Consider the following 10,000-nt stretch of genomic DNA (forward strand, 5'->3'; position numbering starts at 1 on the left):
GTCGTGAAAACTTAGGTGAAAAAATAGGTGGTTTTGTTGCCTATATCCTGATCCCTTTGTGTCTGATTGGCTGTTCTTACCCTGCTGTGGATATAGGTGCAGGTGAAAAAGAGCGCGGCACTTTAGAAACCTTATTGATATGCCCGATCAGCAGAACTTCTATCGTATTAGGTAAGTTTCTGACCGTGTTAACCACAGGCCTCGCTTCTGCACTTATTACTGTCAGTAGTTTTGGCGGTTGGGGTTATGTGATTGGCTCCCTGATGGGCGTGGACATAGTGGCGAAAACCATGTCGACTTTAGGCATAGCCGATCTGCTGTTGATCCTGATGATGCTGATCCCGCTCTCTGCTATTTTTGCCTCTTTATTGCTGTCTTTATCTATTTATGCCCGCAGCTTTAAAGAAGCGCAAAACTACATAGGCCCCTTGAGCATGATCGTCTTTATGCCGCTGATTGTCGCTTTGATGCCGGGTGTAGAACTGACCTGGGCCATGGCGATGTTACCTATAGCGAACGTGGCTTTGGCTATTAAAGAGTTAATCAAAGGCACCATGGATATCAGCATGCTGCTGGTTATTTTTGGTTCAACCGCAGTGATAGCCGGGGCTATGCTGGCGTTTTGCGTCAGCTGGTTCCAAAAAGAAAAAGTATTGTTCAGATAAAACGGCGGGATATGTTTGCTGTAGGGCGGGGCTTGTCTCCACCCTAAGTCTATCTGAGTCAATGCAGGGGCGTCGTTTATCGGCGCCCGTTTCGTTTCTAATCCTATGCAGAGTCTATCGTCCAATGAAGTTATTTGACGCTATCGTAAATCCCTACAACGGCTGCTACATAGGGCCAGCCCAATTACCTGATTCTGCCGCCGAATTTGCCGCTCGTCTGGCCGCATCTGTCGAAGCCTGGCAGCATCTGCATGCTTTAGTCTGGCTTGAGATACCGGCCTGCCGTTCAGAATTGATTGCTGCAGCTGTCGCACTAGGTTTTAGCTTTCATCACTGTGCGCCGGACCAACTGATGTTATGCAAAAAGCTACAGGCCGATAGCTATTTACCTTTAGCCGCTACTCATAGCATTGGGGTAGGGGCAGTGGTTTTATCCGCTGCTGGCAAAGTATTACTGGTGCAGGAAAAACCACTGCCAGGCAAAAGCCCTGGTTATTTTAAATTGCCAGGCGGTATGGTAGATGCCAAAGAGCATCTGGCCGATGCGGCAGTGCGTGAAGTGCAGGAAGAAACCGGAGTCACAGCCCGTTTCGACAGTTTTTTAGGCTTACGCCACCATCATCAGGGCCAGTTTGGCGCATCGAATTTGTATATGGTGTGTCGTTTAACTGCTGAAGAAACTGACCCCACGCCAGACCCACGCGAAATACTGCAGGCACGCTGGTTCGACTGCACTGACTACCTGGCCGACCCCAACGCCAGTTTTTACAACAAGCTGTTGGTGCAAACCGCCTTAACTGGTCCGCGCCTTTCCAGTCAGAAAGTACCGGGTTATATGAAAGACCCGGATGAGTATGAGATTTTTATCGGGTAGGTTCAGATGTAAATACTTTTGGTTCAAAGGCGTTATCAACCAACAGTTGAGCTATAGTGTTCGAAGAGTTAGGCTATTCACATGATGAAGGTGGAGTAAAAAGATGTTAAGTATCCAGATCGACAATCCAGAACTGGAAGCCGAATTAAAACAGGCATTTGGCAGTAATCCGCAGTCTGTAGTTAAAGCTTTTGCAGACTTTGTACAGGCAAGAAGATTAGCCGACGATATTCAAACTTCGATAGCAGAGTTAGAGCAAGACAAGGCACTCAAATCCGCTGACGTGTTTACATCTATTCGTGCAAGGTATGAGTGACTTACAACTGGTTTTTTCGCCACGCGCAAAAGAGCGTTTATTGCAAATTGCTGAATACCTCTCTGGTCAAGGGCTAGAAAATGCCTTTGTTATTGAATACCTGAATCAGTTTGAATTGTGGTTAAATAAAGTTCTGCTCGAGTTTCCTGAATCAGGTATTGAACTTCCAGAATATGGACCAGGGATAAGAAAGGTCTGTTACAAGAAGTACAGCTTTGTTTACCGCGTTACGTCCTCTCAAATAGAAATTCTGACCGTTTTTCGCGACAACCTGCCTTAAGTTTGTGTTTGGAAGTCATCCGCAAAGTACAAACAGAAACTTGTTATGTTAGGGCATGAACTGTAAGTGCTTGCATCAATCAACTTAAATAGCCACTCAAAATAAACTGCCCGCTCCCACAGAACCAATACTTAAATCATATTTTAGAAACAGCACAGAGAAAAACTTGTCTTTTAATCTCCTATCAATTTCAGGAAAATACTGAATTCTCAGCTTGGACCCAAAAAGTCATTGCTTATTTCAAAATACCACCTTAAGTTTGTTGCAAATAAGTTGCAAGTGTAACTGCATTGCCGGCAATGGATGTCATGGCACCTAGTTTCTCTTTGGTTGCATCGCCTTGGAGTGTTACGTCATGCTTTCTATCCTTACTTTGCATAAGTATATGTATTCGGGCCATTGTTCTTGGTTAATCGGCCTGGGCTCATTCAATATTAAAGGAAATGAAATTGAATAAAAAAGCAATAATAAATAAGTTGTTACTATTGGGTGGTTGGGTATTTTGGATATATCTAATTACTACAGCATTTGTGTATGTATTGAAACCATATACGCAAATTGAATGCTACAACGAAGTAACTCAACGTTCTGAATCTCCAGAGAAAAACAAGATCGCTGAGGTGAGAATTAGGGATTGCGTGGGTGGCACATCAGATTATTTTGGAACAGTGAGTCTAAGCGACAAGAACTCACCTGAAGAAAGCACAGTCGTTTTTGAGTTTAACGGAACACCAGATGAAAGCGGGTTGAGTATTGAATGGGAATCAAAAGATACGCTTTTAGTGAAGATGAAGACAATTAAAAAGGCGAACCGATTAGTTCGCTACGGTAACGACGTAAAAGTGAAATTTGAAATTACAAAATAGCGGTGGGATTATGACAACATTAATAAAAATATTACTGATAATTTCAGTGATGCTTATTTCGCAGACAACCTTTGCTGCGAGCTGTGCAAACATACAACTCACTGAAAAGGCAACACAATATAAAGAAAATCTAACTTAGTTAGATAAGTTGTGTGCAAAGGTAACTAATTGATAGTTTTCAGAACCGCTTATTGTTTTTGAGCCGACAATAGCTCTACCTGGTAACTCTGATGTTAAAGTTTTAAGCAGCTCAAACGACCTTTAGGGTCAGGTCTAGCATCTTGCTCCACACCACAAAGGAAAAATATGTTAGCTGTTTTCTGTGAGCTTTTTCGTTTTTACTTTTATTAAAGCATTGAAATTGAATCAACTAATTATCTCGGGGCAAAGGGCAAGATCTGACACCATTAATTGTTTGCGGGGGCAAAGGGCAAGATCTGACACCATTAATTGTTTGCGGCCTTATTTTAAGGACGTGGTCAGGTGCCTTTACCCAATTTTTGCTAGTGCTTCTTGAGCCGCTACCATAACAACTTTCCATTTAGCATCTTTCAATAGCTCATCAATAGATTGATTCTCGCTATCAATATTTCGCTCAAAAAGTTTTGTAAACTCCCAGAGGATTAATTTCTCATCCGCCGTAACGCTTTCAGATATTAAACCAGACCCTTTAGGTAAGGAGTCCATAACTAAATCATCAAACCACCAACAAACAAATTCGCTTTTATAGTCATTGTATTCAACTTTTGATGCAAATTCTCTCTGTCTCGGCGGAGACGATAAAAAGCTCAAAATTTCTAGGCACGAATTTCTGAATTTCGAGGCAGTACTGTCCATAGTTACCTAACGTTTGGTTAAGGGGCGGGCTTTACCCCGTCCCAGTGAGCGAAGTGAACGATTTGAACCACTTGTTAGCCGTAATGCTGGATTTCGCCAAAATACCACTGCTCAGAAACATATGGATTTCCATCATCATCTTCGTCAGTACGCAGAACTCCAAGCTCACTAAAGCCCTCCGGTAGTGCTAGACCTAATTCTTGGGCAAGACTTTGTCCTTGGATTTTTTCAATTTTCCCGAAGCGTCCAGTTTGTTCCGTTGTGTGCTCTTTGAAATATTGTTCACTTGTATAAATACACAGTTCGCTAGAGAACATACAGGGCAGTGAAATAACGCATGTGACTCTAAAGCACTCAGCGTATTGTGGTTTGGCTTTGTATATATGGTATGCGGCATCTATAAGTTGCTGTGCACAAAATGCTTGTATGCTCTTGGTGGTTTGCTTACCCTCAACAAGATTTCGATACACAGGAATTTTATAGTTCCAGTACTTTTCCTCTGACGTTATCTGGAGTGGAAAATATCCTGAAAGCGACTCTTTCCAACGCGCGAGTGCGCGTAAACGACGTGGTATGCCACGAAGCTTTTTGTTGCTAAACGAAGATCTGCCTGCTGTCATAAAGTACGGCTAACGCTGCTAGCCGCAGCCAGCGCTGTTTGCTGGCGATAAAATTTGTTTGTTATAAATCACCTTTCGATTAACCAATATACTATCGCAGCAAATGGGACAACAATAATACAAAAAGTTAACAGTCCTACGCTCGTTTGGAGAGCAGTGTTAACTAAGGCATCACCGCCTATAAAGTAATTAAAGGCCATAGCAAAAACTATAACTGAGACTACACAAGAGCAAATACCAGAAATTAACAATTTAAGCACTATCGTAGTATTTAATTTTTGAAAGACTATCCTGAATACCGTATAACCAAAAATTGAAGTACAAATAGCCACGCCAACAGCGAAAAATAACGAAAAGAATAAAATAGGTAACAAAGCTAATGTCATTTCACTTTGGATGGTGGCAACCACAATAGTAGCGGCAATAAAAGCCATCCAGTAGCCAGCAATCGCTGAAACAACGTAGGTAGAAAATTTAGGCTCAATTTGCATATAAGTTATAACGCCCGCAATAGCCGAGAGCGAAGCGAATCGGTTGTTTGTGCTTGTTATGTTTTTACCAATTCTCGTCATAATAGAAGGGTAATTTTGGAGAATCAAAATCACCCTCCCCATATTTCGCATCTATGTGCGCTGGCAGCATATTCCGCATCTTTTCGTGAATAGATGTGTGTAACAATTTAAATCCAGCGTGCTCATTGATCGAGATCGAACCCAGAAACCGTTCGATATCTTCAATATTTTTGTAATGCAATGGCTGATGAAAGAACCTTTGATATTCTTGTAAGGTCGAGAAAACGTACATCAAGTCTTTTAAATTGACCTCAACTTTCTCATCAGGATCGATTGCCTCAAAACCGAAGGTAACAATCTCTTCCAAATTGTCAGTGTACTCTTTAGTCACTTACTACCCCACGAAACATAACATTTCTATATTGTGCCGGCACGCTTTCTCTGGTTCTACCAGATGACACACCAGTGTTAACTTATTGATAAAAACAATTAATTACAGTCAACTACGGCAAGACGAGACCCAAAGCGTGCTGGCACATTATTACTTTTCTCTGGCCTGTTATTTTTAGGTTGGGCCACTCTAAGTATCTAAATTAGAGTGTTTTTTCTTTTTCAGCAACAGATAAATGTGCCTGTTGGTTTGCTCAAAGCGTGCCTGTTTTTTTTGATGACAGCCAATAACACTGTGTATTCGCCAAGTAGTAGAAGCAATATCCGCTTTTGTCTAAAGTGACGATAGAGCTAACCTCTCGATACCACCAGCCAGCAGACTCAACCCATCTAGCTATTTTTCAGGCAAATCCGCTCTGAGGCACATAGCTTTGCATCACTTGCAATGCCGCTTTATTTCTGTCACACCCTTGCCAGAGCCTGATCGTTCATAAACACTATAGCCACTGTTTTTAAAGGACTATCGGCGCTTTATGATTAGTTTGTTATATGCCCATCCTTATGCCCGCCATGCCAGGTTGGAGCAAATGATGCTTAATGCAGTGCAGCATTGGCCCGGGCTTGAGCTGCGCGATTTGTATCAGCTGTACCCTGATTTTTATATTGATGTTGCACTGGAGCAAAAGATGCTGGCCCACAGTAAGGCCATCGTTTTGCATTACCCCATGCAGTGGGGCTTGCCGCCGGCTTTATTAGTGCAGTACCTGCACAAGGTGTTTCAGTATGGCTGGGCCTACGGTAAAGCTGCCTCTGGTGAGTCTGTGATGTCGCTGCAGGGAAAAAAATTCTGGTTAGTCACACACGCAGTAGCGCCACAGCATGAATTGGACCCTTGTTATCAGCAGACTATGTTCACGCCTTTGCGCCAACTGGCTTTATCTTGTGGCATGGAATGGCAACACCCTCTGATGCTGCCTGAATTAACCGACAGCACTATTGCCACAGAGGCCGCCGAATTATTCCGCTCCGGGCTGGAGCAACTTTCTGCGGCCATAACGCTGGACTAACAAAGCAGCGATAAAGGACTGATTATGCATCTTAACGTTCTGACTTATTTAATGATTTACCTGGCAGCTATGGTGCTGGTAGTGCCTTTAGCCAAGCGCTTTGGCCTTGGCGTCGTGCTGGGGTATTTATTAGCTGGTATAGCGCTGGGCCCGGCAGGTTTTGCTATTGCCAGTAATACCGACGACATTAAGTTGCTGGCTGAGCTGGGGGTGGTGCTGATGTTATTCAGTATAGGCCTGGAGCTGGATGCAAAAAAACTCTGGGCCATGCGGCACAGAGTCTTTCTGTTTGGCTCATTGCAGGTGCTGGTCTGTGCTTTGGGCATAGGCCTGGCCACCAGTGTGCTGGGGTTATCTTACGCTTTGTCGGTATTTATCGGTCTGGCTTTGGCTTTGTCGTCCACTGCTGTGGCTGTGCAACTGATGAAAGATCGTAATTTAATGGGCACTCACACCGGGCAATCTGTGTTTGGCGCCTTGTTACTGCAAGACATGGTGGCTATTCCACTGTTGATTGGTGTCAGTTTACTAGCGCCTTCGGCCGATACAGCTGAATTTAAAGCCTTGCCTGCTTTGGCTGCTGTAGTGGCCCTGGTATTAGCGGGGCGCTACCTGATAGGGTATTTATTGCACTGGGTTGCTCATCACGGCTCCCGCGAGCTTTTTGTCGGGCTGGCCTTATTGCTGGTGATAGGGGTGATGGAGCTGATGACAGCTGTTGGTGTATCTGCGGGTTTAGGTGCTTTTATTGCGGGTGTGCTGTTGGCAAGCTCTGAGTTCCGTCATCAGTTGGAGGCCGACCTGGAACCCTTTAAAGGACTGTTTTTAGGGCTGTTTTTTATCACTATTGGCGCCAGTATCGATATGCAGCTGTTAAGCACAGAATGGCAACTAATTAGCCTTTTGCTGCTGTTATTTGTCGGGTTAAAACTCTTGCTGTTGTATGGCGTGGCGTGGGTGTTAAAGATTGCCGCGCCTGAGCGTTTGAGCTATGCCATCTTGCTGGGGCAAGGCAGTGAATTTGCTTTTGTGTTGGCGGCTTTGGCAACTGCAGGGGCTCTACTTAGTGCCACAGAAGGCGCCATGCTGAATTTGTTAATTGCCTTGTCTATTGCCGTATCGCCTTTATTGATGAAGCTGCTGGACGTCTGGGCCGTGCGCCAGCAAAACCAGCAGCCGCAACAGGGATCTGATGTAGAGAATAGCGAAAGCCCGGTCATTATTGCCGGTTTTGGCCGTTACGGTCAGATTTTAGGCCGTCTGTTATTGTCCAACGGCATAGTGCCCACAGTGCTTGATCACGACTCTGACACTATTCAAACCATGACGAAGTTTGGCTTTAAGGTGTATTACGGCGACGCCAGCCGGATGGACGTGCTGGAGGCTGCTGGTGCTGCGCATGCCAAAATTCTGGTGATTGCGGTAGACGATGTACAGGCGATTAACGCCATTGTCAGCAATGCCAAACAACATTTCCCGCATTTAAAACTGATGGCCAGGGCCAAAGATGTGGCCCATATGTATCAGTTACGTCAGTTGGGTGTAGAGCATATAGAGCGTGAACTCTTTGAGGCTTCGTTACGTCAGGGCAGGGATGTATTAACTCAACTTGGCATGGGCCGCTACGAAGCCAAAGAACTGGCCGACCGTTTCAGAGCCGCCAATTACCAGCTGATCGATAAAATGCAGCTGGTGCGTCAGCAACAAGACGAAAAAAGCTATATACAGTTGTTAAAACAAAGCAGGGAAGAGCTGCAACGCCAGTTGGAACGTGAAAGCCGGGATGCGCCTAAGCGTTATCAGGGGCTATACACAGAGCCTGAAGCGGATAAAAACGACCTCAAATAATAACTAGCCATCAGAAGCCTAAGCCGAAACCGCCTCAGGATCAGAAGTTTTGGCTTGGGCTGAGCTCAACTGCAGTGCAGGGGCGCTCAGTGAAGGTGAAGTTGTTTGTATATCGGAAACGCAAAAGGCTATACTGCCGAAGTAATGAAGCAGTGGAGTAATTAGTCATTAATTTTCATGGATTTGAATTGCATTTGCCAACGCTGATGCTGTTTACCTTAATGGTCAATCTGATGATTGGCTGTTATCTGGCTATGGTTTATCTGCTGCGTCGGCACGATAAAAGTTTTTTGATTTGGTCTTTGGCTTGTGTGGTTTTTGTGGCTGGAGGTTGTGCTGCAGCAGCAAGGCCTTATCTTGAGTGGCCCATCCTGACTTATGTGCTTTCCGATTTGTTACTGCTATTGTCTCCGGCTCTGGTTGTTACCGGACTGGTACTTTTTCTAAAAGGTCGTTTTAGTGCGCGTTCAAGGCAACAGGTAGTGTTGTTACTGACTTTGTATCTGTTACTTCAGTTCATGTTACATCAGGTGAATAACGCCTCAACTGCTTTAACCTCTTTTGGCATAGCTGTGATTTTTATTTATGCTATCCCATTGTTACGGCAATCCAGATTGAAACCTGCTTTTCCCGTTTATGTGTTACAAGGCTTTTTCGCTGTTCACGCCGTTATAATGTTGCTGCAGGTGGTATTGGTGATGCCGCTGATAGGTGAAGACTATCGGGCCATCAGTTTACCCGGCTTACAATGGGTGCTGTTGGGTCATGTGTTATTAACTGTTGGCACAGGTTTTATGTTGCCTTTGCTGGCTTTTTCTCACACAGAAAGTCAATTGTTGCGTTTGGCGGAACTGGATGACTTAACTCAGTTACTCAATCGAAGGGAGTTTTTAAAACGAGCCAATCTGACGTTAAGCAGCAGCAGGCGACAGCAGCACAGCGTGGTGGTGCTGATGATTGATCTCGACCATTTTAAGCAAATTAATGACAAGTGGGGCCACGCTGTGGGCGATCAGGCACTGAGAAAAGTGGCTGATTTACTCAGGGTTGGACTTCGCACTACAGATCTGATCGGCAGGCTTGGTGGCGAAGAGTTTGCCGTCTTGATGCCCAATACCAGCGCTGCGCAAGCAGCGGTAATAGGTCAGCGCTTGTGTGAGCGCATTGCTCATCATGGCTGGGAAATAGAAGCCAGGCCCGTGAAATTAACGGTCAGTGTAGGTGGCGCCAGTTGTGTCGGTGCGATGCGCGAGTTAAATGAATTATTGGCAGAGGCGGATACCGCTTTATACAAAGCCAAGTCAGAAGGGCGCAATCGTATCGTCTTTGGTTCTGAAGCAGGCTAAAGGCCATCCGCTTATTACGGGTCTGAACCTGGCGCAGTAAATACAAACAATAAACGGCCTTTCGGCCGTTTATTGTTTGCAAAGCAGGCAAAGTGAATTATTCAGCCAGACTGCCCCATAAGTCGTATTCGTCTGCTTCTTCTACTACCACATCCACCAGATCGCCTGGTTTTAATGAAGTTTCGCCATTTAAGTACACAGCACCGTCAATTTCAGGAGCGTCAGCGAAGCTGCGGCCTATGGCACCTTCGTCGTCCACTTCATCTATTAACACTTTAATAGTACGGCCAATTTTGCTTTGCAAACGAGCAGCACTGATGCGCTGCTGCGTTTCCATAAAGCGGTGATAACGCTCTTCTTTGATTTCTTCAGCGATTTG

Annotated in this window: 12 protein-coding genes and 1 pseudogene; 8 read left to right on the forward strand and 5 right to left on the reverse strand. The window is 44.8% G+C overall.

The features are described from left to right. The 5 genes from LDL40_RS02850 to LDL40_RS02870 all read left to right on the forward strand — a co-directional run. Positions 1-665 (forward strand): ABC transporter permease (locus LDL40_RS02850; protein WP_300993581.1); only part of this gene is annotated, 665 nt, incomplete at its 5' end. A gap of 124 nt (positions 666-789) precedes the next feature. Further along, positions 790-1,539: an NUDIX domain-containing protein gene (locus LDL40_RS02855; RefSeq protein ID WP_300993582.1), complete on the forward strand. Its 750-nt coding sequence runs from the start codon at positions 790-792 to the stop codon at positions 1,537-1,539. Between the two features lie 103 nt (positions 1,540-1,642). Further along, complete coding sequence (locus LDL40_RS02860) at positions 1,643-1,855, forward strand: hypothetical protein (protein WP_300993583.1); 213 nt, start codon at positions 1,643-1,645, stop codon at positions 1,853-1,855. Then, the gene (locus LDL40_RS02865) at positions 1,848-2,135 is read left to right on the forward strand and encodes a type II toxin-antitoxin system RelE/ParE family toxin (protein WP_300993584.1); all 288 of its coding nucleotides are present in this window, start codon (positions 1,848-1,850) and stop codon (positions 2,133-2,135) included. Before LDL40_RS02860 ends, LDL40_RS02865 begins: the two co-directional genes overlap by 8 nt. A 449-nt stretch (positions 2,136-2,584) precedes the next feature. Beyond that, positions 2,585-3,001, forward strand: coding sequence for a hypothetical protein (locus LDL40_RS02870; protein ID WP_300993585.1), 417 nt, complete (start codon positions 2,585-2,587; stop codon positions 2,999-3,001). Between the two features lie 489 nt (positions 3,002-3,490). Here LDL40_RS02870 and LDL40_RS02875 read toward each other — a convergent pair whose 3' ends face one another. From LDL40_RS02875 to LDL40_RS02890, 4 genes are all read right to left on the reverse strand, one after another. Then, on the reverse strand, positions 3,491-3,838 hold the full coding sequence (locus LDL40_RS02875; RefSeq protein WP_300993586.1) for a hypothetical protein: 348 nt from the start codon (positions 3,836-3,838) through the stop codon (positions 3,491-3,493). A 74-nt stretch (positions 3,839-3,912) separates the two neighbouring features. After that, entirely contained in the window at positions 3,913-4,458 is a 546-nt protein-coding gene (locus tag LDL40_RS02880) for a DUF3916 domain-containing protein (protein WP_300993587.1), read from the reverse strand. Between the two features lie 68 nt (positions 4,459-4,526). Next, positions 4,527-4,949, reverse strand: a complete 423-nt coding sequence (locus LDL40_RS02885; protein WP_300993588.1) for a hypothetical protein — start codon at positions 4,947-4,949, stop codon at positions 4,527-4,529. A 64-nt stretch (positions 4,950-5,013) separates the two neighbouring features. Next, complete coding sequence (locus LDL40_RS02890; protein ID WP_300993589.1) at positions 5,014-5,361, reverse strand: hypothetical protein; 348 nt, start codon at positions 5,359-5,361, stop codon at positions 5,014-5,016. A gap of 532 nt (positions 5,362-5,893) precedes the next feature. Between LDL40_RS02890 and LDL40_RS02895 the strand changes: the two genes are divergently transcribed. From LDL40_RS02895 to LDL40_RS02905, 3 genes are all read left to right on the forward strand, one after another. Beyond that, entirely contained in the window at positions 5,894-6,427 is a 534-nt protein-coding gene (locus LDL40_RS02895) for an NAD(P)H-dependent oxidoreductase (protein WP_300993590.1), read from the forward strand. Between the two features lie 24 nt (positions 6,428-6,451). Then, positions 6,452-8,275 (forward strand): monovalent cation:proton antiporter-2 (CPA2) family protein, encoded by a 1,824-nt coding sequence (locus tag LDL40_RS02900; RefSeq protein ID WP_300993591.1) that lies wholly within the window; start codon positions 6,452-6,454, stop codon positions 8,273-8,275. Between the two features lie 188 nt (positions 8,276-8,463). After that, positions 8,464-9,621 carry a GGDEF domain-containing protein gene (locus LDL40_RS02905; protein ID WP_300993592.1) on the forward strand — a complete coding sequence of 386 codons (1,158 nt, stop codon included), beginning with the start codon at positions 8,464-8,466 and terminating at the stop codon, positions 9,619-9,621. A gap of 97 nt (positions 9,622-9,718) precedes the next feature. Here LDL40_RS02905 and LDL40_RS02910 read toward each other — a convergent pair. Beyond that, positions 9,719-10,000: pseudogene (locus LDL40_RS02910) on the reverse strand (TRAM domain-containing protein); the annotation flags it as partial.

Origin of the sequence: Rheinheimera sp. (genome assembly GCF_020217005.1) — a bacterium.
Classification (GTDB): Bacteria; Pseudomonadota; Gammaproteobacteria; order Enterobacterales; family Alteromonadaceae; genus Pararheinheimera.

Bases quoted from the DNA above. Each gene is read 5' to 3' on its own strand.
- LDL40_RS02875 (WP_300993586.1), bottom strand. From the start codon at position 3,838: ATGGACAGTACTGCCTCGAAATTCAGAAATTCGTGCCTAGAAATTTTG.
- LDL40_RS02895 (WP_300993590.1), top strand. From the start codon at position 5,894: ATGATTAGTTTGTTATATGCCCATCCTTATGCCCGCCATGCCAGGTTG.
- LDL40_RS02865 (WP_300993584.1), top strand. From the start codon at position 1,848: ATGAGTGACTTACAACTGGTTTTTTCGCCACGCGCAAAAGAGCGTTTA.
- LDL40_RS02860 (WP_300993583.1), top strand. From the start codon at position 1,643: ATGTTAAGTATCCAGATCGACAATCCAGAACTGGAAGCCGAATTAAAA.
- LDL40_RS02880 (WP_300993587.1), bottom strand. From the start codon at position 4,458: ATGACAGCAGGCAGATCTTCGTTTAGCAACAAAAAGCTTCGTGGCATA.
- LDL40_RS02855 (WP_300993582.1), top strand. From the start codon at position 790: ATGAAGTTATTTGACGCTATCGTAAATCCCTACAACGGCTGCTACATA.
- LDL40_RS02900 (WP_300993591.1), top strand. From the start codon at position 6,452: ATGCATCTTAACGTTCTGACTTATTTAATGATTTACCTGGCAGCTATG.
- LDL40_RS02885 (WP_300993588.1), bottom strand. From the start codon at position 4,949: ATGCAAATTGAGCCTAAATTTTCTACCTACGTTGTTTCAGCGATTGCT.